This is a genomic window from Tistrella sp. (genome assembly GCF_002684955.1).
Taxonomy (GTDB): domain Bacteria; phylum Pseudomonadota; class Alphaproteobacteria; order Tistrellales; family Tistrellaceae; genus Tistrella; species Tistrella mobilis.
Map to the genome: position 1 here is coordinate 87,498 of NZ_NYWI01000020.1, position 20,917 is coordinate 108,414.

Below are 20,917 nucleotides of genomic sequence, written 5' to 3' on the forward strand. Positions count from 1 at the left end.
ATGACCCTGCCAGCGCTCGGCCTCGGCTGCATGGGCATGTCCGATGCCTATGGCCCGGCCGATCGCGACGAAAGCATCGCGACCGTTCATGCCGCCCTCGATGCCGGCATCTTCCTGCTCGATACCGGCGATTTCTACGGCCAGGGCCACAATGAACTGCTGATCCGCGAGGCGCTGTGGAGCCGGCGGCGCGAGGATGTGTTCATCGCGGTCAAGTTCGGCGCGCTGCGCGACCCCGAGGGCCGTTTCCTGGGCTTCGACAGCCGCCCGGCCGCCGTCAAGAACGCGCTCGCCTATACCCTGAAGCGGCTCGGCACCGATTATGTCGACCTCTATCAGCCGGCCCGGCTGGATCCCGCCGTGCCGATCGAAGACACGGTCGGCGCCGTCGCCGAGATGATCCAGGCCGGCTATGTCCGCCATCTGGGCCTCTCGGAAGTCAGCGCCCAAACGCTGGAGCGCGCCGCAGCGGTCCATCCGGTGCGCTGGCTGCAGATCGAATATTCGGTGCTCGACCGGGGCATCGAAGCCTCGATCCTGCCCGCCGCCCGCCGGCTCGGCACCGTGATCAGCGCCTATGGCGTGCTCGGCCGGGGCCTGCTTTCCACCGACTGGGCGGCGCGCAAGGCGCTGGCGGTGGGCGACTACCGCGCCCATCTGCCGCGCTTCTCGGGCGACAATCTGGAACGCAATCTGGCGCTCACCGGCGAGCTGCACGACATCGCGGCCGAATACGAGGTGACCGCCACCCAGATCGCCATCGCCTGGGTGCTGGCCCAGGGGCCTGATATCGTGCCGCTGATCGGTGCCCGCCGGCGTCACCAGCTGGCCGAAGCGATCGGCGCACTCGACATCCGGCTCTCATCCGGCGATCTTGCCCGGATCCGCAATGCCATCCCGGCCGATGCTCCGGCCGGGACGCGCTACGCGCCCGAGCAGATGCGGATGCTGGACAGCGAGACCGGGGCCGTCTGACGCCCCGGCCCCCCGGGGAGAGATGGATTGGCCGACGGCGCGCTCACGCCCGAACAGATTCTGGACACGGCGGAGGATGTCCTCCGCCGGTTCGGGCTTCAGAAAACCACGGTCGTCGACGTGGCCCGTGCGCTTGGCGTCAGCCATGGCAGCATCTACCGCCATTTCCCCAGCAAGACCGCCCTGCGCGAGGCGGTGGCCAGCCGCTGGCTCGCCCGGGTCTCGGAACCGCTGGGCGAGATTGCCGCCGAAACCGGCCCGGCCCTGCCGCGCCTGCGCCGCTGGCTGGAACGGCTGATCCGGATCAAGCGCGGCAAGGTGCTCGACGATCCCGAGCTGTTCGCGGTCTATCACGCCCTGGCGGACGAGGCCGATGCCGTGGTTCAGGAGCATGTCGGCAAGCTGGTCGACCAGATCTCGCGCATGTTGAGCGACGGCATGGTCACGGGCGAGGTGCGGTTCAGCGACCCGCGCGCCATGGCCTGGGCGGTGCTGCGCACCACCATGGTCTTCCATCACCCCGCCCATGTCGGCCACTGGTCGCTGCCCGAAGCCGATGTCGACCGCGCCTTCGACGACATCTTCGACCTGATCACCCGCGGCCTGACCCGGCCTGAGGCCTGAGGCCTGACGGGCAACCGGATATTGTTGCGAATAACTATCATTATCAAATCATGATCTGCTAGTCTGGGGCCATCGCGCCACCGCCGGACCCGCCGCCCATGACCGACCATTCCGCCCTGCTTCGCCCCGCCGGCACCGCCCGCACCGGTCCCGACCGTCATGAATTCCGCGTGGGGCCGCGCCTGCTCGACCGGCTGTCGACCGGCCGTCCCGGCTGGCAGGATCATGCGCTGGCGGTGGGCCGGGGCCCCGGGACAAGCGTCGGCGCCGTGCGCTTCCGGACCGCACGCCCCGGCCCCGGTCTGACGCTCACCACCAGCAGCTGCCGGCTGGCGGCGGATTACCGGTCCCGCATCGATCATGGCGGCGCGGTCGGCGTGCTCGCCTTCGGGCTGTCGGGCACGAGCCTGTTCGGCTGCGGCCGCCCCGATCCTGCCCACAAGGTCCAGGAAGGCGATGTCTGGCTGTTCCGGCTGGACGATGCGCCGATCACCCGTCTCACCCCGGCCCAGAACCAGGCTTCGATGCTCGCGGTCAAGTTCGACCTCGACCGCATCGCCACGGCGCTGGCCGAGGCGGGGATCGCGCACCAGGGCACCGGGGCGCGGCGCCTGGGACGGATCGGCGACCGCGCCGACCTCTCCGCCCTCACCGGCAACCCGCTCGTCTCGGCGCTCGACCGGCTCAGGGCGGAAAGCGCCGCCCTCGGCCTGCTGGCCGACTGGCTGGCGTCCGACCGGCCCGGGTCTGGCGCCGCGCCGGAGCCGGCCGCCGGCCTGCTCGCGCGCGAAGATCGCCGCGCCGTCGCCCGGGTCGCCGACCGCCTGCTGGCCGACATGGCCGAACCGCCCTCGCTCGACGAACTGGCGACGCTCGCCGGCATGAGCCATGTCCGCCTCAACCGCTGTTTCCGCAAGGCCTATGGCGCAACGGTCTTCGCCTGGCTGCGCGACCGCCGGCTGGATCAGGCCCGTCGCGCGCTGGAACGGGGCGAGGCCAGCGTCACCGAGATCGCCTTTCTCTGCGGCTTCAGCAGTTCCAGCCATTTCGCCGCCGCCTTCCGCGCCCGCCACGGCACCAGCCCGGCGGCATTCCGGCGCGGATAGCGCCACCCGCCCTTTCGCCAGATGACGGCGCACCGCCGCCGGACCGGGCATGGTCATCCGCAGACCGCCCATCCGGAGCCCGCTGCCCCCATGTCGACCCGTCCCGCGATCGCCGCCCTGCTTGCCGCCCTCACCGCCAACGGCGCCGGCCATGCCTTTCTGCTGATCACCCTGCCGCCGCTTGGCCGCGCCCGCGGTTTCGGCGATGTCGAAACCGGGCTGCTGCTCGGCCTCTCCGCCCTGCTGATGGTGGTGGCAGGCCCCGTCTGGGGGCACGTCGCCGACCGGATCGGGCGCCGGCCGGTGCTGGTGGCGGGGCTCGCCGCCGCGGCGCTCTTCCCCGCCCTGCTCGCCGCGGTTCTCGACGCCCTCGATGCCGGCCGGCTCGATGCCGGCCGCGCCTATGTCCTGCTGCTCGCGGCCCGACTGGTTCAGGCCGCCCTGTCGGCCGGGATCATGCCCGCAGCCCAGGGGTTCCTGGCCGATGTCACCGCCCGCGACCGGCGCGCCGGGGGCATGGGGATGATGGGCGCCGCCTTCGGGCTGGGCTCGATCCTGGGCGGCATGACGGCCTGGCGTCTGGGCGGCGCCTCGCCGGTCGCGGCACTGCTGATCCTCTGCCTTGCCATCGCCGCCGGCACGCTTCTGGTTGCGCTGCTGCTGCGGGCGGCGCCGCGTCCGGCACCTGCCCTTGCAACCGCAACCGTCACGCAGCGCCCGCCGCTCGGGCGGCTTCTGCCCTTTCTTGCCGTCACCTTCGCCGGGCTTGCCGCCTATGCCCAGCTTCAGCAGGTGACGGCGCTTCGCCTCCAGGATCAGTTCGGCCTGGGCGCTGCCGCCTCGATCGAGCGCGGCGGCGCGCTCCTCGCCCTCACCACCCTCGCCATGGTCGCAACCCAAGGCCTGGTGATCGGCCGTCTGGCCTGGGCACCCGGCCGTCTGGTGCAGACGGGGGCGCTGCTCGGCCTCCTGGCCATGACGGCTGCCGCCGCCGCCCCCACCATCCTCTGGCTGCAGCTCGCCATGGTGCTGCTCGGCGCCGGTTTCGGCCTGCTGCTGCCCGGCAACCTCGCCGGGCTCAGCCTCGCGACCCCTGCGGGCGGCCAGGCCCGCGCCGCCGGCATCAACGGCATGGCCCAGGGCCTCGCCATGGCGGCGGGGCCGATGCTCGGCGCCACGCTGCACCAGCTCTCCCCCACCGCCCCCTGGTGGGCGGGCGCGGCCCTGCTCGCGGCCATCGCCGGCCTCGCCTTCCGCCGCCGCACCGAAGCTTTCGCCGGATGACGGCGGGCGTTCGCCATAAGGGCGCCCGCGGCGCTCTCGGGCGCTAGCCTCGCCCCATCTCATCCAGCGCCTTCCGGAGACGCCCATGACCACGCATCGCAGGGTCCGCACCCGCCTGCTCGCCTCCGCCGTCCCCATGCTGCTGGCCGGCGGCACAACGCTCGTCACGGGGGCGGCCCGGGCCGACGAGGACGAGACCGTCACCCGCCTCGCCCCCGTGATGGTCGAGGCGCGCCAGTGGACCGAAGATGTCCGCCGCACCCCCGGCACGGTCGATCTGCTGACGCCCGAGGACCAGGCCGGCCCGCTTGCGAACGGCCTGGCGGGCATCGCCCGGCACACGCCCAATGTGCTGATCGAACAGTCCTCGGTGCAGACGCGGGTGGTGATGCGCGGCATGACCGTCGCCAACACCGCCCTGCAGGATCCGCTCGGCTTCACGGTCAACGACGTGGCCCTGCCCCATGGCGCGGTGCAGGCGCCGCGCCTGCCCGATCCCGGCACCATGGAGATCCTGAAAGGCCCCCAGGGCAGCCTGTACGGCCGCAACACCGAGGCCGGGCTGATCCGCACCGGCACCGCCGATCCCGACTGGCAGAGCGGGGCCGAAGCCCGCGCCATCCTGGGGTTCGAAGACGGCGCCGACGGCTGGAGCCCGGCCTGGACGATCAGCGGCCGGGTCTCGGGCGCCATCGCGCCCGACAAGGCGGCGGCGGCGCTGGCGCTTCGGGCAGAACAGGCCCGCGGTCCCGGCCTCAACCTCGCCGACGGCGCCGATGACGGTGCCTCGACCGACCGGTTGACCGTCTCGGGCGGGCTGACCCTGCTGCCCGACGACGACACCGACATCTCGCTCAAAAGCGTCGTGGAGCGCGCCGATCTCGGCAAGCAGCGGCTGCGCTTCCTGACCGGCCCCTATGCCACGCCGCGCCACGTCACCAATTACGACGCCGCCTCGTGGGACGACACGGTGACCGCCATCCAGTCGCTGCGCATCGACCATCGCGCCGGGCCGGTCGACGTCACCGCCATCACCGGCTGGACGCATTACACCCGCGACTTCCGGATGGATCTGGACGGCACGCCGCTCCCCACCCTGCCGACGCTCTCTTCCCACAAGGACGACACCGTCTCGCAGGAACTGCGCATCGCCTCGCCCGATGATGGCGCGCGGCTGCGCTGGCTCGCCGGGCTTTACGGCTATGTCAGCCGCACCGATCTCGATTTCCGCATCGGCACGCCGCGGGTGGCGCGCGAGACCTCGATCGACCAGACCGGCATCGCCGGCTTCGGCCAGGCGGAATACGGCCTGACACAGGATCTGCGCGTCACCCTGGGTGCGCGAGTGGAGAGGATCGACCAGAGCGGCCGGATGCGGCTGACCAGGGCTGCCGGCCAAAGCAGCTTCGATGCCGACATCACCGACACCACGCTTCTGCCCAAAATCTCGCTCGCCTGGGATGTGGCGCCGGACACGATGCTCCACGCCTCTTACGCCCGCGGCTATCTGCCCGGCGGCTACAATTACGGCAACGCCACCGGGTCCGACAGCCTGACCTATGGCGCCGAACACAGCTGGACGGCCGAGGCGGGGGTCAAGACCGCCCTCTTCGCCGGCCGGGTTCTGGCCGATCTCACCCTCTTCCACACCACCTCGACCGATCGCCAGATCCTCGATCTGGAACCGGGTGGCGTCACCACCATCAGCAATGCCGCAGAGGCCCGCATCTACGGCGCCGAACTCGCCCTCGACGGCCGGATCGACGAGGTCTGGGGCTGGTTCGCCACCGGCGGCCTCCAGAAAGCCGAGGCCACCTCTTATCGCACCACCGTCAACCGCGGCGGCACGCTGGTCCCGGTCGACTATTCCGGCAACCACCTGCCGATGGCGGCAGAGGCCACCTGGTCGGTCGGGCTCCGCTACGACGAGGGCGGCCCCGCCGGCGGCGACGGCTGGTTCGGCCTGATCGCCGCCAACGGCTCCGGCCCCTATTACTTCGACGGCGCCAACAGCCTGTCGCAGGACGCCTTCGCCCTGGCCGATGCCGCCCTCGGCTACCGTTTCGGCACCATCGAGGTGTCGCTTCAGGCCAGCAACATCTTCGACCGCAACGTCTATGCCCGCGCCGTCGGGGTGCCGCTCGGCCAGCTGGTCGAAGACGGCACCGGCCGCGAGGTCAGCCTTCAGGTAAAGGCCAGCTGGTGATGCGCAATCGCACGCTCCCCGTCGTCGAGACCCCCGGCCGCGATGGCCTCGCCGGCCGGCTGTTCGATCTGATCCAGGCACCGCTGCGCTGGCAGCTGCTTGCCGCGGGGCTCGATCTCGGCCTCTTCGATCGGCTCGACCCGCCGGCCACCGCAGCGGATCTCGCAGGCTCCCTCGGCCTGGATGCCACCCGTCTCGGCCGCGTGCTCGACGCGCTCACCGCCATGAGGCTGCTCGACAAGACCCATGGCCGCTACGGCCTGACGGCAGAGGCCGCACCGTTGCTCAGGGCCGATGGCACACGGTCGATGCGCGACCTGCTGCTCACCCTGCCCCGGCTCCGCCATGGCGACGTCGCCGGCCTGCTCAAGGATCCGGGCCCGGCGCCCGCCCCCGACATGGCATCGCCCGGCTTCTGGGACGGCTCGGCCAACAGCCTCAGGGCCTTCCACCGGGCGATGGGCGCCGATACCGCGCTCGATCTGCTCAGCCTTCTGCCCGAATGGAAGGCGGCGCGCCGGCTGCTCGATCTGGGGGCCGGGTCCGAGGTGCTGGCCTGCCGCCTGGCCGACCGGTACCCGCAGCTCGACATCACCGTCTTCGACCTGCCGCCGATGGCGGACCGCATCCGCGCCCGGCTGAACGGCCGCCCGGTCACCGTCATCGCCGGCGACATGAACGAGACGGATTTCGGCACAGGCTACGACGTCATCTGGACGGCGATGACGCTCTACTATGCCCGCGATCTGGCGGGCGTGCTGGCCCGCATCCGCCGGGCCCTCGCCCCCGGCGGGGTCTTCGTCACCCTGCACGAGGCGCTGACGGCCGAACGCACCGCCCCCGAAGCCCATGTCACCGGCCGCCTGGTTCCGGCGCTCCGCGGCCAGGACCGCTCTTTCGACGACGGCGCCATCGCCGCCGCCATGGCCAGGGCCGGCTTCACCCGGATCGACAGCCGGCTGGTCGAGACCGCCTTCGGCCCATTCAGGATGGATTGCGGGCGGAGGTGATGCCCGTCCGCACCCAGCCCCCTCACCCCGCCGCAAACAGCCGTTCCCCCACGAAATCCACGAACACCCTGACCTTGGGCGACAGATGCCGGCTTGACGGCCAGAGCAGGCGGAACTGGCCGGGCAGGTCCAGATGCCCGGTCAGCACCGGCACCAGCCGGCCGTCTGCGATCGGGGCCGCTGCCAGGAAATCGGGCATGCAGCCGATGCCCAGGCCGCCGATCACCGCCCCTTTCAGCGCCTCCATATTGTTGCAGACCATCACCGTCCGTGGCCGGGGTTCCGGTGCCCCTTCGGCCAGCATCAGCGGCCAGGGCTGTAGTTTGCCGCTGTTCGGGAAGCGGAAGCGTACCGCCCGGTGGCCGTCGTCCAGGTCGCGCGGGCAATCGGGCTCACCTGCCGCCGCCAGATAGGCGGGTGCCGCGCACAGCAGCAGCTGAAAGGGGCGCAGCGCCCGGGTCATCAGCCGGGAATCCGGCAGGTCGCCGCTGCGGATCGCCACATCGACGCCCTCGTCGATCAGGTCGACCAACCGGTCGTTGAAATCCAGCTCCAGCTCGATCTCCGGATGGGCGGCCATGAAATCCGGCAGCACCGGCATCAGCAGATGATAGGTCACGATCGGCAGGCTGACCTTCAGCCGGCCGCGCGGCACCTCCCGCGACCGCGACAGAACCGCCCGTGCATCGTCCAGATCGTCCAGGATCCGCCGGCAGCGCTCGTGAAAGACCCGCCCCTCGTCGGTCAGGGCGAGCGCGCGGGTCGATCGGGCCAGCAGCCGCACCCCCATCTCCTGCTCCAGCCGTGTCACCGCCTTGCCGACGGCAGAGGCCGACAGGCCCAGCACCCGGCCGGCGGCGGCGAAACTGCCCAGATCGGCGGTGCGCACGAAAGCGGTCAGGCTGCCCAAGCGGTCCATGGCATCAACCCTTCAATTCCGGAATTTTCGTCCAGTCTGGACGGAAACCAGGCCCGCTTCCAGCATCACCCGATCCTGATCATCCTGCCTCTTCCCTCGCTCACCTTCTTCCACGCATGGGATCCGACAGGAATGAGCCGTATGATCAACCCGCCGCGCCGCCATCCCGGGGCAGCCCTTCTCGCCGTCTGTCTTGCAGCGGCCGCCATGCCGCTCACCTTCACCGGCACGGCCGTGGCACTACCGGCGATCGCCCGCGATCTCAGCGGCTCGCCGGTCGCCCTCGCCTGGGTGACCAATGCTTTCATGCTCACCTTCGGCGCCTGTCTGATGGCGGCGGGCGCGCTCGCCGATGCCCATGGCCGCCGGCGCGTCTTCCTGGCCGGCACCGGCGGCTTCACGCTCGCCTCGGCCGCGGCCGGGCTTGCCCCCGACATCCTCACCCTCGATCTCGCCCGTGCGGCCCAGGGGCTGGCGGCTGCCGCCGCCTTCTCGGGCGGCATGGCGGCCCTCGCCCAGACGGTCGAGGGGCCCGCGCGGCTCAGGGCCTTCAGCCTGGTCGGCACCGCCTTCGGCGTCGGTCTCGCCTTCGGCCCCATCGCCTCGGGCGCGATCATCGATGCCGCGGGCTGGCGGATGATCTTCGCGCTGGTGGCGGCGCTCGGCCTCGCCGCCTGTCTTGCCGGCGCCCGGGCGCTCACCGAAAGCCGCGATCCCGCCGCCACCGGGCTCGACCGGCCGGGGGCCGTCGCCTTCACCCTCGCCCTCACCCTGCTCACCTTCGCGACCCTCCAGGGGCCCGAAAGCGGCTGGGACGATCCGCTGGTGATCCTGCTGCTGGCAGGCGCCCTGCTCGGTTTCCATGCCTTCATCCGTATCGAGCGCCGGCAGGCGCGGCCGATGCTCGATCTGTCGCTGTTCCGCAACCCGCGCTTTGCCGGCGTGCAGCTGCTCGCCGCCGCCCCGGCCTATGGTTTCGTGGTGCTGCTGGTGCTGCTGCCGGTGCGCTTCGCAGGCCTCGACGGCATGACCGCGACCGAGGCCGGCGGCATGATGATCGCGCTGTCGGCGCCGTTGCTGGTGGTGCCGCTGCTCGCCGGCCGGGCGGCGCGGTGGATCTCTCCCGCCCGGCTCTGCGGCGGCGGGCTGGTGATCAACGCCGCCGGCCTCGCCTGGGCCGCCCTGCTGCCGGCCGATGCCGCGCCGCAGGCCCTGATCGGCCCGCTGGTCACCATCGGCATCGGCATCGGCCTGCCCTGGGGGCTGATGGACGGGCTGGCGGTCAGCGTGGTCGCCAGCGACAGGGCCGGCATGGCGACCGGCATCTTCTCCACCATCCGGGTGGCGGGCGAAGGCATCGCGCTGGCGGTGGTCGGCGCCCTGCTCTCGGGCCTCACCCTTGCGCAGCTGGCGGGCGCCGGACCGATGGACGCCACCCGCCTCGCCGCCCGCCGGCTGGTGGCGGGCGATGCCGCCGCCGCCGGCGCCGCCCTGCCTGCACTCGACCACGCCGCCCTGCTCGCGCATTTCGATACCGCCTTCGATCTGCTGCTGCTGATCCTGGCCGCGGTCACGCTCGCAACCGCGCTGGTCGTCTTCCTGATGCTCGGCCGCGGCGGCAAACGGGCCGCCGCCTGCGCTTCGGGCATCTGAGCCGGGCTCAGCGCAGCGCCACCAGCACCGCCCCGGCGGCGATCAGCGCCACTCCGGCCCAGTTCACCGCCGACAGCCGCTCACCCAGGAACACGGTCCCCAATACCGCCACGAAGACCACGCTCAGCTTGTCGACCGGTGCCACCCGTGCCGCGTCGCCAAGCTTGAGCGCGCGGAAATAGCATAGCCACGACGCCCCGGTTGCCAGTCCAGACAGGCCCAGGAACACCCAGCTCCGTGCCGGCACCTGATCCAGATCCCCGGCCCAGGGCCGGAACTGACCGGTCGCCGCCAGCAGCAGGCCCAGCGCCGCCACCACCACCAGGGTGCGGATGAAGGTTGCGAGATCGGCGCCGATCCCCTCGACGCCGATCTTCGCCAGGATCGCGGTCGCTGCGGCAAAGACCGCTGAGAGCACCGCCCAGATCTGCCAGGTCATCACCCGCCCCGCCTGTCGTGACATGTCGGCGCATCATCACCAGGCAGGGCCGCAAGGCAAGTGGTCCGGTCAGTACCGGCCGGCCCCTTCCGGCCGTTCCGTCCCGATCGCTGCCAGCCGCGCCGCCCAGCCGTCCGCCGCCATCCGCTCCGCCTCCGTCAGCCGTGCCGGCTGCCAGACGATTTCCGAAGCGAGCACGTCGAAGCCCACGAATTCCAGAATGCCGCGGCGGATGGGGCGGAGCACGCCGTCGATATCGCCATGCAGCCCCTCGGGCGTATAGCCGGCCGGCGCCCCGCCAGTGGTCAGCGACAGCAGCGCCCGCCGGCCGCGGAACCGGCCGGTGTCGTACATCCGCCCGTCGCCATAGATCCGGCCCATGGCGAAGCTGCGATCCACCCAGCCCTTCAGCATCGCCGGCAGGCCGAACCACCAGAGCGGAAACTGCAGGATCAGCAGGTCCGCCGCCTCCAGCCTGGCGATCTGGCGCTCCAGATCGGGGGCGAAGCCGCCTGCGCCGGTGGCTTGCATCTCTTCCGCCTGAAGCTTCAGATAGGTGGGATCGGCGGTGGTGGTGAAATTCCGCCGGTCCGAGACCGGATCGAAGCCTTCGGCATGCAGATCGGCCAGATCGACCGTATGGCCGGCCCGGGTCAGCGCGGCGGCGGCCTGCCGCGCCATGGCGGCGTTGAAGCTCTGCGGTTCGGGATGGGAGAGGACGATGAGGGCATGCATGGGGCGGGTCTCCGGTTGCGGCAGTTTGCCGGCGGCTGGCCCGCCGGTCCCTTCAAGGTGTAGAACCGGAGAAAGATGAACCCTACCGAAATGGCTTCATGACCGATTTCGATCCTGTTCAACTCCGCAGGCTGGATCCGACCCTGCTGCTGGTGCTCGACGAGGCGCTGAAGCACCGCCGGTTGACCCTTGTGGCCGAGCGGCTGGGCCTCACCCCCTCGGCCATCAGCCATGCGCTGGGGCGGCTGCGCGACGTCTATGGCGACCCGCTCTTCCTGCGCCGCGCGGGCGGGATCGAGCCCACCCCCGTGGCCCTGGCCCTGGCCGGCCCGGTGCGCGCCGCACTCGAAGCGCTTGCCGCCACCATCGGCACGGCACGCGGCTTCGATCCGCGGACCGCGCAGCGGGTGTTCCGGGTGGCCGCCTTCGACAACACGGTGTCGGTGATCGGCCCGCGGCTGGTCGCGGGGCTTGCGGCCGAGGCGCCGGGCCTCGGCCTCGCCTTCCTCAGCTTCGGCCGCGCCCGGGCGGTCCGCGCCCTGCTGGAGGGCGAGGTGGATCTGATGATCGGGCTTGCCAGCCACGATCCCGGCCGGCTGATCTGCCGGGTACTGTTCCACGAAGGCTATGTGCTGGCCGCGCGCCACGGCCATCCGGCCTTCGCCGACGGCCCGCCCGACCTCGCCACCTATACCGCCCTCGCCCATATCCTGGTGTCGGCCGCAGGCGACCTCGCCGGCACCATCGACGACGAGCTGGCGAAACGCGGCCTGTCGCGCCGGGTGGTGGCGGCCGTGCCGCATTTCATGGGAGCGCTTGCCGTCGTCGCCGACAGCGATCTGGTCGCGACCCTGCCCGAGCGTGTGGCCCGCCGCCATGCCGCGCGCTTCGGCGTAGCCCTCTGCCCGCCGCCGCTGCCGCTGGCGGGCTATGACCTCGGCATCATGCGCCGGGCCGCTTCCGCGCCCGATCCGGGCCTCGACTGGCTCGAAGCCCGGATCGATGCCGCAATCAGTTCCGCGCCGGATCCATCTCCTGACCCGGATCATTGAGGCCGATCACCGCCTGACGGTCCAGATGCTCCACCAGCGGCGCCGGCAGTTTCAGCCCATGGGCCAGCGCGTCCAGCCAGACCCGTTCGGCCGGATGGTCGACATCCACCGCCAGCCGCGCCGCCAGCCAGATCTCGGCCGCCCGGGCCTCGTCGGTACCGGCGGCGGCGATGTCGGGGATCGAGACCGGCGCATCCAGCACCTGAAAGATCGCCGCCTTGGTCTCGGGGTCGAAATCGCGGCGCTCCACCTCGGCGAAGATCCGGCCGCGCTCGTCGGCATCGATATGGCCATCGGCTTTGGCCGCGCCGATCATCGCCTTCAGCACCGCCATCGCGAAGCCTTCGGCCTCGGCCGGGTCGGTGATGGTGTCGAGCGGCCGGAAAGCGGGCTCTGCCGCCGCCGCATCATCGGGCCGGGCCGGCACCGCGGCCTCGGGCGCCTTGCCCGACCGCCAGTCGGCCCAGGCCCGATAGGCCAGCGCACCCAGCACCGCGGCGCCGCCATAGCCGAGCGCACCGCCGCCGAACTTCTTCATGGTCTTGCGGGCCTTCTTGTTGCCGAACAAGAGCCCCACCAGCCCGCCGGTCACGGCGCCGCCGCCGAACCCGCCCATCATCGACCCGAGTCCACCGGCACCGCCGCCACCCCTGGCACCGCCGGTCACCTTGCCCAGCATGTCGCCCAGTCCGGAGGGGAGTCCCCCGGAGGAATGGCCCCGGGAGGAATGGCCCGAGGGCAGCCTGCCGCCCTGCGCGCTGCGGGACGACGCCGCCCCCATCACCTGGTCGAGCAGCTTTCTGGCATCCATGGTCGTGTCTCCCTGCGAACAGATCCGGCACCGGCCGTGTGGTCTTCGGCACATGGCCCGCCTGAAGACACGGTTCAAGGCGTGGATCTCCTATGGCATGGCAAGGACACGGGGGGGGGCGCGGCGGCGGCGGGAAACGGTGCCCCCTGGATCCGGGCACCCGCCGCTCCCATCTGGTCAGGACACCGTCCCCGAAGGAGAGTTCGAGATGAGCCTGCTCGACGGCATCCTCGGCCACAATCGCGGTCCCTCCGCCGGCCCCTTCCCGGAGCCGCCGCCCGCCTCCCCGCTCGAAGCCGGCACCACCGAACAGGAAATCATCCTGGCCGGCGGCTGCTTCTGGTGTGTGGAGGCGGTCTATCGCGAGCTGGCCGGGGTGGTCGAGGTCACCTCGGGCTATAGCGGCGGCACGGCCGACACCGCCAATTATCCCGCGGTCTGCGGCGGCGACACCGATCATGCCGAGGCGGTGCGGATCCGCTACGACCCGCGGGTGATCGATCTGGGGCAGATCCTGAAGATCTTCTTCTCGGTCGCCCACGACCCGACCCAGGTGAACCGCCAGGGCAACGATGTCGGCCGCCAGTACCGCTCGGCGATCTTCTATGCCGATGACGGCCAGAAGGCGGTGGCAGAGGCCTATATCAAGGCGATCGACGAGGCCGGCGTCTTCGACCGCCCGGTCGCCACCGAACTCGTCCCCCTCGACCTCTTCCACGAGGCCGAGGCCTATCACCAGGACTATGCGGCGCGGAACCCCAACCAGCCCTATATCGCCCATGTCTCGGCGCCCAAGGTGGCCAGGCTCAAAGCGGCCTATCCCGACAGGCTGAAGCCGCGCGGCTGACGGCGGCCGTCATCGCCGCGGCGGTGACGGTTCTGCCCTTACGGTCTTGTCTTCATTCTCGTCTTCATCCGTCTCTTCGCCGGCAACCCGGCTCGCCAGCAGCTCACCCGCACGGTTCAGCACCGGATAGGCGGCGGCGGCGACGATCTGGGAATTGATCAGCTTGATGTCGCGCAACAGGTCCAGATGCTGCGCGCTGGTCAGCGCCGTCTCGGGCCGGCCGCTGCGCAGGCGGCGGAAATGGGCCAGCGTCGCCTCGGTCTCCAGCCGCCGGAACACCGCCTTTTCCGCCGCCAGCAGCCGGGCGGCGCGCAGGTCGCGGGTCATCAGCAGGGCCGCCGCCTGGGCCAGGTTGTCGCGCAGCCGGTCCAGCAGGCGCAGCAGCTCCCCCTGTCCCTCTTTCGACAGCCGCACCCCGCGCTTGTGGCATTTGCCGAGCGTCGGCAGCAGCCCGCGATCGACGGCATCCCCCGCCTGTTCCAGCCTTGTGGCGAAGGTCAGAAGATCGGTCAGCCGGCGCTCGTCGGCCGGGCTCAGCCGCGCGGGCTCGATGCCGGCGAGATAGGTCTTGAGCGCGCGGTTGACGTGGTCGAGCACATCGTCCAGCCCTTTCAGCGCCGCGATCGGCCCCGGCTCGCCGCTGCGCAGCGCCGCGCGCGCACCGGCCAGCATGTCGTCCAGCACATCGGCCATGCGCAGCACCTCACGCGTGGCGAGCCCCAGCGCGACTTCCGGCGTCTCCCGCGCCTCTTCGTCCAGATAGAGCGTGCGGGCCGGATCGGCCGGCACCGCCCGCACCGGCAGCAGCCGGGCGAGCAGCCCGGCATAATGGCGCAGCACCGGCAGGAACACCGCCGCCACCGTCAGGTTGAACAGGGTGTGGAAGACCGCGACCATCCGCACCGGGTCGTCGACCAGCCGCCCCATGGCGCCCGCCACCGGCTCGATCAGGATCAGTGCCGCCACCACGCCGATGACCCGGTTGATCAGATTGCCGAGCGGCAGCCGCCGCGCCTGCGGGTCGCCGCCGCCCGCCCCCTCCAGCACCGGATTGATCGCGGTGCCCAGATTGGCGCCCAGCACCAGGGCGATCGCCATCGGCCCCGCCACCAGGCCCTGGCCCGCCATCGACATCACCAGCAGCACCACCGCCACGCTGGAATGCGCCATCCAGGTCAGTGCGGCGGCCAGCATCACCGCCGCCACCGGTGCCGCCTGCAGCAGGCCGATCAGGGTCCGCACCGTCTGGCTGTCGGCCAGCGGCGCCAGGCTGCCGCTCAGATGGTCCAGCGCCAGCAGCATCAGCCCCAGCCCGATCGCCACCCGCCCCAGATCGTGCAGCCGGCCACGTTCCAGCCGCCGGAACACCACCACCCCGATCAGCACCAGCAGCGGTGCCGCCAGCTGCACATCGAAGGCCAGAAGCTGCACGATCAGCGTGGTGCCGACATTCGCGCCCAGCATCACCGCCAGCGCCGGCACCAGGGCCAGCAGGCCGGTCGCCGCGAAACCGGTCACCATCAGCCCGGTGGCGGTGCTGCTCTGCAGCAGGGCGGTCACGCCGATCCCGGCGGCAAAGGCGCTCAACCGGCCGCGGAGCGCATGGCCCAGCCACAGCTTCAGCCGGGCGCCCGCCGCCCGCTGCACCCCCGTCTGCACCATATGCGTCCCCCACAGCAGCAGGGCGACGAAACCGGCGAAATCGATGAGGGTGGCGGTCATGACGGGACGGGCTTCCAGGGGAAAGGGCTTCCGGGGGCTGATCTGAAGGCCGCGGTATGCGGCCCGAGGGATCAACCGGCAGGGTCGTCTCCCGGTTCCCCCATGCCGTCCGCATCGGCTGCCGCCTGATCCGGGGCATCCTCGGCATCCGCGGCGTCCGGCGCATGCGCGGCCTGCCAGGCCTCCAGGAAAACCGCCCAATGCTGGTCGAACTGCTCCAGCCAGGCCGCCAGGGTCGTGGCATCGGCCTCGCGCCCGTCCGCCCGCCAGCGACGCAGGCAGAGTTCGTTGAAGGCGCGGATATAGTCGCGCACCGGTGCCAGATCCTCGCGGCCGATCCCCGCCACCTGCATGGCATAGATCACCGCGCGCAGCCCCAGAAAACCGCCGGCGGTCGGCACCATGCCCGACATGCCCGATGCCAGCCAGTCCAGCTGCAGGCTTTCCACCTCGTCGATGCTCATATCGGCGAAGACGGTCAGCAGGCCCAGCGCCACCTCTTCCGCCTCCTGCTCGTCGGGGGCGATCAGCTGGCGCACTTCGTACTGATCGAAAGGATTGTCCGGCAGATCGTCACGCAGCTCCCACACCTCGACCGCCAGCGGGGTCAGGGGGCAGGGCAGCAGCATACGTGGACTGCCTTCCATGGGCTTCGGCAACTCCGTTGCGATGGGTGCCCGTGCAGAGTTCCACGAAGCCCGGCCATGCACAATGCTTCAGATCAAAACGACGACCGCCCGGCGGAAAATCCGCCGGGCGGTCGCATCAGACAAAGACGGGGTCTGCCGGATCAGACGATCTCGAACAGGCCGGCACCGCCCATGCCGCCGCCGATGCACATGGTCACGACCACATACTTCACGCCGCGGCGCTTGCCTTCGATCATCGCATGGCCGGCCAGGCGCGCGCCCGACATGCCATAGGGGTGGCCGACCGAGATCGCGCCGCCGTCGACATTCAGCTTCGCGGGGTCGATGCCCAGCTTGTCGCGGCAATACAGCACCTGCACCGCGAAGGCCTCGTTCAGCTCCCACAGGCCGATATCGTCGATCTTCAGCCCGTTGCGCTCCAGCAGGCGCGGGATCGCGAAGACCGGGCCGATGCCCATCTCGTCGGGCTCGCAGCCGGCGACCTGGAAACCGCGGAAGATGCCCAGCGGCTGCAGGCCCTTCTGCTCGGCCAGCTTCGCATTCATCAGCACATGGGCCGAGGCGCCGTCCGACAGCTGGCTGGCATTGCCGGCGGTGACGGTCTTACCCTCGCCGCGCACGGGCTTCAGCGACGACAGGCCTTCCAGCGTGGTCTCGCCGCGCATGCCCTCGTCACGGTCCAGCGTCACTTCGCGCTTCGAAATCTCGCCGGTCTGCTTGTCGGCCACCAGCATCGTGGTGGTCATCGGCACGATCTCGTCCTTGAAGCGGCCGGCCTCGAAGGCGGCGAAGGTGCGGCGCTGGCTTTCCAGCCCGTACTCGTCCTGCGCCTCGCGGCTGATGCCGTAGCGGGCGGCCACCACCTCGGCGGTGTCGATCATCGGCAGATAGAGTTCCGGCTTCATGCGCAGGATCTCTTCATCCGCCGCGCGGTAGGTGTTCATCTTGTCGTTCTGCACCAGGCTGATCGACTCGACGCCACCGGCCACCGCGACCGGCACCTTGTCGTACATGATCGCGCGGGCGGCCAGCGCCATCGACTGCAGGCCCGAGCTGCACTGACGGTCGATGGTGGTGCCCGAGGTGGTCACCGGCAGGCCGGCCAGGATCGCCGCCTGACGCGCCACATTGCCGCCGGTCGAACCCTGCTGCAGCGCCGAGCCCAGCACCACGTCCTCGACCTCGGCCGGGTCGATGCCGGCACGGGCGACCGCATGGCGGATGGCATGGGCGGCAAGCTGCTGGCCGCTGGTGTCGTTGAAGGCACCACGATAGGCTTTGCCGATCGGCGTGCGGGCGGTGGAGACGATGACGGCTTCGGTCATAGGAGCGCTTCCTCGGACGGGCATCCCGGTTCACGGGCATGCGGGGCTGATCTGCACGCAGGCGGGCGCCGGCGACCCCCTCCCGGCCGCGGCACCTTCTCTCGGAAACAAGGCTCTTTCATACGAACGTTTGTGTCAACAGGCCCGGGCGAACATTCCGCAGGGCGGTATCGGCCTCAACCGTGGGGATGATCACCCGCCGCGGCCTAGACCGCGAGATAGGCATCCCTCACATCCGGCCGCGCGTCCAGCTCGGCCATCGTGCCGGTAAAGCGCACGCGGCCCTTCTCCATCACATAGACCCGGTCGGCCAGTGCGCGGGCGACCGCCAGGTTCTGTTCCGACAGCAGCAGCGCCAGCCCCTCGCGCTTCAGCGTCGCCAGCATCCGGGTCATCTCTTCCACGATCCGGGGCGCCAGCCCCTCGGACGGCTCGTCCAGCAGCACCAGCGACGGGTTGCCCATCAGCGTGCGGGCGATGGTCAGCATCTGCTGTTCGCCGCCGCTCATCCGTCCCGCCGGCCGGTCGGCCAGTTCGGCCAGGTTGGGGAACAGCCGGATCAGCGCCTCCACCGTCCAGTGCGGGGCGCCGGGGCGGGCGTCGCGCCGGCCGACCTCCAGATTCTCCAGCGTGGTCAGTTCGGTGAAGATCCGCCGGTCCTCGGGCACCCAGCCGATGCCGCGGCGGACGATTTCATGGGTCGGCAGCCGCGAGATGTCGACACCTTCAAAGGTCACCCGGCCCAGCCGGCGGGGCACCAGCCCCAGCACCGCCTTCAGCACGGTCGACTTGCCGGCGCCGTTGCGGCCCAGCAGCGCCACCACCTCTCCCGGTGCGACCGAAAGCGACAGCCCGTCCAGAATCAGCGCCGAACCATAGAAGGCGCTCAGCTCCTCCACAGCCAGAAGAGCGGCGGGCCCGTCGGTCATCTCGTCTTATCCCTCCCGTCCGGCAGCGTGGCGCCACCAAGATAGACCTCGCGCACCCGCGGGTCGGCCCTCACCTCGTCGGGCCGGCCCTCGGCCAGCACCCGGCCGCGATGCAGCACCATCAGCCGGTCGGCATGGCCGAAAACGGCATCCATGTCGTGCTCGGTGAACAGCACGCCCATGCCGGTCTCGCGCACCAGTGCCGACACCAGCTGCATCAGCCCGGCCCGTTCCGCAGGCGCCATGCCGGCGGTGGGCTCGTCCATCAGCAGCAGTTTCGGCCGGTTGGCGATGGCGATCGCCAGTTCCAGCCGCTTGACGTCGCCATAGGCCAGCTCGCCCGCCGCCCGCCCGGCCTGCTCCCCCAGGCCGATCCGATCCAGCAAGGCATTTGCATCGTCCATATGCCGCCGGTCGGCGCGGCCGAACAAGCGGAAACTCTCTCGCCGGGCCGCAATCAGCGCCGCCTGCACGTTCTCGCGCACGGTCATGGAGCCGAAAACCTCGGTGATCTGGAAGGTGCGCCCCACCCCCAGCCGCCGGATCCGCCGCGGCGGCCAGCCGGTCACCTCGGTGCCCAGCATCACCACCCGTCCGGCATCGGGGGCAAGCTCGCCGTTCAGCAGGTTGAAGCAGGTCGATTTGCCGGCGCCGTTGGGGCCGATCAGCGCCAGCATCCGCCCGGGCTCGACCCGGATCGACACCTGGTCGACGGCGCGCACCCCGCCCCAGGCCTTGACCAGCCCCTCCGCCTCCAGCACCGGCGTCACCGGCGATGCCTCCGCGGCAGCAGGGCGGGCAGACCGCCCAGCCCGCGCGGCACCAGGGCGGCCACCACCACGATCAGCAGGCCCAGCACCAGTTTGGAAAGATCGGTGCTGGCGGTCAGCCAGATCGACAGGCCGCGGAACACGCCCGCCCCCAGCACGGCGCCCGATACCGTCTCCACACCGCCCAGCAGCACCATCGCCAGCGCATCGACCGACAGCGGAATGGCCAGCACGTCCGGAAACACGCTGCCCTTCAGATAGGCGTGGAGCACGCCGGCAAGCCCCGCCATCACGCCCGCGACCACGAAGGCCGCCCATTGCATCCGCCGCCGGTCCAGCCCGATCGCCTCGGCCCGGCGCGGCGCATCGGCCAGGGCGCGCAGCGCCTGGCCGAAGGGCGCGAAGGTGATCATGCGCAGCAGCGCCACGCCCGCGATCGCCACCACCGCCGCCAGCCGGAAGAATGCGGCGGGGTCGGAAACGGCCCGGGGCGGCCAGACCCCCAGAATGCCGTTGTCGCCGCCGGTGACCGACACCCATTGAAAGGCGATCGACCAGGCGATCTGGGCGAAGGCGAGCGTCAGCATGGCCAGATAGACGCCCGAAAGCCTGACGCAGAACCAGCCGAACACCACCGCCCCGGCGCCGGCCAGCGCCACGCCCGCCGCCGCGGCCGGCCCCATCGCCAGGCCGAAACCGGTCGCGGCCAGCGCCGTGCCATAGGCGCCCAGGCCGAAATAGGCGGCATGGCCGAACGACACCACGCCCGCCGTGCTCATCAGGAATTGCAGGCTCTGGGCGAAGAGCGCGAAGATCGCGATCTCGGCCGCCACCCCCAGCACATAGCCGCCGGTCACGACGGGCAGGCCCGCCACCAGCACCGCCAGCCCCGCGATCACCGCGGCCTTCAGCGGCGCCGGCCAGGGGGCCCAGGGCTTGCGCACGAAACCGGCCGCGGCCCCGCGCGCCGGCGCCTCGGCCCGCCCCAGCAGGCCCTGCGGCCGCACCACCAGCACCACCGCCATCACCAGGAAGGCGATCACCAGAGAGATTTCGGGCAGGACCAGAATGCCGAAGGCGTTCAGCTCCGACACGATCACCGCGGCCAGGAAGGCGCCGGTGATGCTGCCCAGCCCGCCGATCACCACCACCACGAAGATCTCGACGATGATCCCAAGATCCATGGTGTGAGAAACGGCTGCCCGCGGCAGTTGCAGCGCGCCGCCGAGCCCGGCCAGGAACACGCCCAGCGCGAACACGCCGGTGAACAGCAGCCGCTGGTCCACGCCCAGCGCCGCCACCATGTCGCGGTCCTGGGTCGCCGCGCGGACCAGAATGCCGAACCGGGTGCGGCGGAAGATCAGGAACAGCCCCGCCAGCACGATCGGCCCGGCGGCGATCAGCACCAGATCGTAGGTCGGCAGCGCCTGGCCCAGGATCATGACCGCCCCGTCGAGCCCGGGGGCGCGCGGGCCCACCAGATCCTCGGGCCCCCAGATCAGCACCACGACGTCCTGCACCGCCAGCGTCAGCCCGAAGGTCGCCAGCAGCTGGAACAGTTCCGGCACGCGATAGAGCCGGCGCAGCAGAACGATTTCGGTGATGGCGCCCAGCACCGCGGTCACCGCGGCCGCGGCCAGGATCGCCGCCCACCAGCCCGGCCCGCCCGCCCAGAGCCCGGCGAAGGTCCAGGCCAGATAGGCGCCCAGCATGTAGAAGGCGCCATGGGCGAAGTTCACGATCCGGGTCACGCCGAAGATGATCGACAGCCCCGACGCCGCCAGAAACAGCGAGGACGCGCTGGCAAGGCCGGTGAGGAACTGGGCGAGGATCAGGTCCAAGCAGAAGATCCGATGAAGC

Annotated in this window: 19 protein-coding genes; 9 read left to right on the forward strand and 10 right to left on the reverse strand. The window is 71.0% G+C overall.

The window, feature by feature from the left end:
• The 6 genes from CMO28_RS05185 to CMO28_RS05210 all read left to right on the forward strand — a co-directional run bounded on the left by CMO28_RS05185 (position 1) and on the right by CMO28_RS05210 (position 7,205).
• Positions 1-975 carry an aldo/keto reductase gene (locus tag CMO28_RS05185; RefSeq protein WP_322111295.1) on the forward strand — a complete coding sequence of 325 codons (975 nt, stop codon included), beginning with the start codon at positions 1-3 and terminating at the stop codon, positions 973-975.
• A 27-nt stretch (positions 976-1,002) separates the two neighbouring features.
• A complete protein-coding gene (locus CMO28_RS05190) occupies positions 1,003-1,599 on the forward strand; it encodes a TetR/AcrR family transcriptional regulator (RefSeq protein WP_296710672.1) in 597 nt (198 codons plus the stop codon).
• Between the two features lie 98 nt (positions 1,600-1,697).
• Entirely contained in the window at positions 1,698-2,705 is a 1,008-nt protein-coding gene (locus tag CMO28_RS05195; RefSeq protein ID WP_296710677.1) for a helix-turn-helix transcriptional regulator, read from the forward strand.
• A gap of 90 nt (positions 2,706-2,795) precedes the next feature.
• Positions 2,796-3,989, forward strand: a complete 1,194-nt coding sequence (locus CMO28_RS05200; protein ID WP_296710678.1) for an MFS transporter — start codon at positions 2,796-2,798, stop codon at positions 3,987-3,989.
• 85 nt (positions 3,990-4,074) lie between these two features.
• Positions 4,075-6,195, forward strand: coding sequence for a TonB-dependent receptor (locus tag CMO28_RS05205; protein ID WP_296710681.1), 2,121 nt, complete (start codon positions 4,075-4,077; stop codon positions 6,193-6,195).
• The gene (locus tag CMO28_RS05210) at positions 6,195-7,205 is read left to right on the forward strand and encodes a class I SAM-dependent methyltransferase (RefSeq protein WP_296710684.1); all 1,011 of its coding nucleotides are present in this window, start codon (positions 6,195-6,197) and stop codon (positions 7,203-7,205) included. Before CMO28_RS05205 ends, CMO28_RS05210 begins: the two co-directional genes overlap by 1 nt.
• 22 nt (positions 7,206-7,227) lie before the next feature.
• Here the strand turns inward: CMO28_RS05210 and CMO28_RS05215 are convergent, their stop codons facing one another.
• Positions 7,228-8,124, reverse strand: a complete 897-nt coding sequence (locus CMO28_RS05215; protein WP_296710688.1) for a LysR substrate-binding domain-containing protein — start codon at positions 8,122-8,124, stop codon at positions 7,228-7,230.
• A gap of 132 nt (positions 8,125-8,256) precedes the next feature.
• On the opposite strand from CMO28_RS05215, the gene CMO28_RS05220 reads away from it, so the two are divergent.
• Complete coding sequence (locus CMO28_RS05220) at positions 8,257-9,777, forward strand: MFS transporter (protein WP_296710691.1); 1,521 nt, start codon at positions 8,257-8,259, stop codon at positions 9,775-9,777.
• 7 nt (positions 9,778-9,784) lie between these two features.
• On the opposite strand, the gene CMO28_RS05225 is transcribed toward CMO28_RS05220, so the two are convergent.
• Together CMO28_RS05225 and CMO28_RS05230 are read right to left on the reverse strand one after the other, a co-directional pair.
• Positions 9,785-10,240 carry an EamA family transporter gene (locus CMO28_RS05225; RefSeq protein ID WP_296710694.1) on the reverse strand — a complete coding sequence of 152 codons (456 nt, stop codon included), beginning with the start codon at positions 10,238-10,240 and terminating at the stop codon, positions 9,785-9,787.
• Between the two features lie 45 nt (positions 10,241-10,285).
• Positions 10,286-10,951 carry an NAD(P)H-dependent oxidoreductase gene (locus tag CMO28_RS05230; protein WP_296710696.1) on the reverse strand — a complete coding sequence of 222 codons (666 nt, stop codon included), beginning with the start codon at positions 10,949-10,951 and terminating at the stop codon, positions 10,286-10,288.
• Positions 10,952-11,049: 98 nt separating this feature from the next.
• Between CMO28_RS05230 and CMO28_RS05235 the strand changes: the two genes are divergently transcribed.
• Positions 11,050-12,003, forward strand: coding sequence for a LysR family transcriptional regulator (locus tag CMO28_RS05235; protein ID WP_296710699.1), 954 nt, complete (start codon positions 11,050-11,052; stop codon positions 12,001-12,003).
• Here the strand turns inward: CMO28_RS05235 and CMO28_RS05240 are convergent.
• The gene (locus CMO28_RS05240) at positions 11,963-12,814 is read right to left on the reverse strand and encodes a tellurite resistance TerB family protein (protein WP_296710701.1); all 852 of its coding nucleotides are present in this window, start codon (positions 12,812-12,814) and stop codon (positions 11,963-11,965) included. The genes CMO28_RS05235 and CMO28_RS05240 overlap by 41 nt on opposite strands.
• A 208-nt stretch (positions 12,815-13,022) precedes the next feature.
• Between CMO28_RS05240 and msrA the strand changes: the two genes are divergently transcribed.
• On the forward strand, positions 13,023-13,661 hold the full coding sequence (msrA, locus tag CMO28_RS05245) for a peptide-methionine (S)-S-oxide reductase MsrA (RefSeq protein WP_296710704.1): 639 nt from the start codon (positions 13,023-13,025) through the stop codon (positions 13,659-13,661).
• 9 nt (positions 13,662-13,670) lie between these two features.
• On the opposite strand, the gene CMO28_RS05250 is transcribed toward msrA, so the two are convergent.
• The 6 genes from CMO28_RS05250 to CMO28_RS05275 all read right to left on the reverse strand — a co-directional run bounded on the left by CMO28_RS05250 (position 13,671) and on the right by CMO28_RS05275 (position 20,898).
• Positions 13,671-15,383 (reverse strand): Na/Pi cotransporter family protein, encoded by a 1,713-nt coding sequence (locus CMO28_RS05250; RefSeq protein WP_296710707.1) that lies wholly within the window; start codon positions 15,381-15,383, stop codon positions 13,671-13,673.
• Between the two features lie 71 nt (positions 15,384-15,454).
• The gene (locus CMO28_RS05255) at positions 15,455-16,030 is read right to left on the reverse strand and encodes a hypothetical protein (RefSeq protein WP_231889381.1); all 576 of its coding nucleotides are present in this window, start codon (positions 16,028-16,030) and stop codon (positions 15,455-15,457) included.
• A gap of 143 nt (positions 16,031-16,173) precedes the next feature.
• Positions 16,174-17,358, reverse strand: coding sequence for an acetyl-CoA C-acyltransferase (locus CMO28_RS05260; protein WP_014748028.1), 1,185 nt, complete (start codon positions 17,356-17,358; stop codon positions 16,174-16,176).
• A 206-nt stretch (positions 17,359-17,564) separates the two neighbouring features.
• Positions 17,565-18,287, reverse strand: coding sequence for an ABC transporter ATP-binding protein (locus CMO28_RS05265; RefSeq protein WP_296710714.1), 723 nt, complete (start codon positions 18,285-18,287; stop codon positions 17,565-17,567).
• Positions 18,284-19,057, reverse strand: a complete 774-nt coding sequence (locus CMO28_RS05270) for an ABC transporter ATP-binding protein (RefSeq protein WP_296710717.1) — start codon at positions 19,055-19,057, stop codon at positions 18,284-18,286. Before CMO28_RS05270 ends, CMO28_RS05265 begins: the two co-directional genes overlap by 4 nt.
• Positions 19,054-20,898 carry an ABC transporter permease gene (locus CMO28_RS05275; protein ID WP_296710720.1) on the reverse strand — a complete coding sequence of 615 codons (1,845 nt, stop codon included), beginning with the start codon at positions 20,896-20,898 and terminating at the stop codon, positions 19,054-19,056. The genes CMO28_RS05270 and CMO28_RS05275 overlap by 4 nt, the downstream gene beginning before the upstream one ends.
• Positions 20,899-20,917 lie beyond the last annotated feature (19 nt).

Excerpts from the sequence above, each read along its gene's own strand:
- msrA (WP_296710704.1), top strand. The coding sequence starts at position 13,023 with ATGAGCCTGCTCGACGGCATCCTCGGCCACAATCGCGGTCCCTCCGCC.
- CMO28_RS05235 (WP_296710699.1), top strand. The coding sequence starts at position 11,050 with ATGACCGATTTCGATCCTGTTCAACTCCGCAGGCTGGATCCGACCCTG.
- CMO28_RS05220 (WP_296710691.1), top strand. The coding sequence starts at position 8,257 with ATGAGCCGTATGATCAACCCGCCGCGCCGCCATCCCGGGGCAGCCCTT.
- CMO28_RS05250 (WP_296710707.1), bottom strand. The coding sequence starts at position 15,383 with ATGACCGCCACCCTCATCGATTTCGCCGGTTTCGTCGCCCTGCTGCTG.
- CMO28_RS05200 (WP_296710678.1), top strand. The coding sequence starts at position 2,796 with ATGTCGACCCGTCCCGCGATCGCCGCCCTGCTTGCCGCCCTCACCGCC.
- CMO28_RS05255 (WP_231889381.1), bottom strand. The coding sequence starts at position 16,030 with ATGGAAGGCAGTCCACGTATGCTGCTGCCCTGCCCCCTGACCCCGCTG.
- CMO28_RS05185 (WP_322111295.1), top strand. The coding sequence starts at position 1 with ATGACCCTGCCAGCGCTCGGCCTCGGCTGCATGGGCATGTCCGATGCC.
- CMO28_RS05260 (WP_014748028.1), bottom strand. The coding sequence starts at position 17,358 with ATGACCGAAGCCGTCATCGTCTCCACCGCCCGCACGCCGATCGGCAAA.
- CMO28_RS05240 (WP_296710701.1), bottom strand. The coding sequence starts at position 12,814 with ATGGATGCCAGAAAGCTGCTCGACCAGGTGATGGGGGCGGCGTCGTCC.
- CMO28_RS05205 (WP_296710681.1), top strand. The coding sequence starts at position 4,075 with ATGACCACGCATCGCAGGGTCCGCACCCGCCTGCTCGCCTCCGCCGTC.
- CMO28_RS05215 (WP_296710688.1), bottom strand. The coding sequence starts at position 8,124 with ATGGACCGCTTGGGCAGCCTGACCGCTTTCGTGCGCACCGCCGATCTG.
- CMO28_RS05265 (WP_296710714.1), bottom strand. The coding sequence starts at position 18,287 with ATGACCGACGGGCCCGCCGCTCTTCTGGCTGTGGAGGAGCTGAGCGCC.
- CMO28_RS05195 (WP_296710677.1), top strand. The coding sequence starts at position 1,698 with ATGACCGACCATTCCGCCCTGCTTCGCCCCGCCGGCACCGCCCGCACC.
- CMO28_RS05230 (WP_296710696.1), bottom strand. The coding sequence starts at position 10,951 with ATGCATGCCCTCATCGTCCTCTCCCATCCCGAACCGCAGAGCTTCAAC.
- CMO28_RS05210 (WP_296710684.1), top strand. The coding sequence starts at position 6,195 with ATGCGCAATCGCACGCTCCCCGTCGTCGAGACCCCCGGCCGCGATGGC.
- CMO28_RS05225 (WP_296710694.1), bottom strand. The coding sequence starts at position 10,240 with ATGTCACGACAGGCGGGGCGGGTGATGACCTGGCAGATCTGGGCGGTG.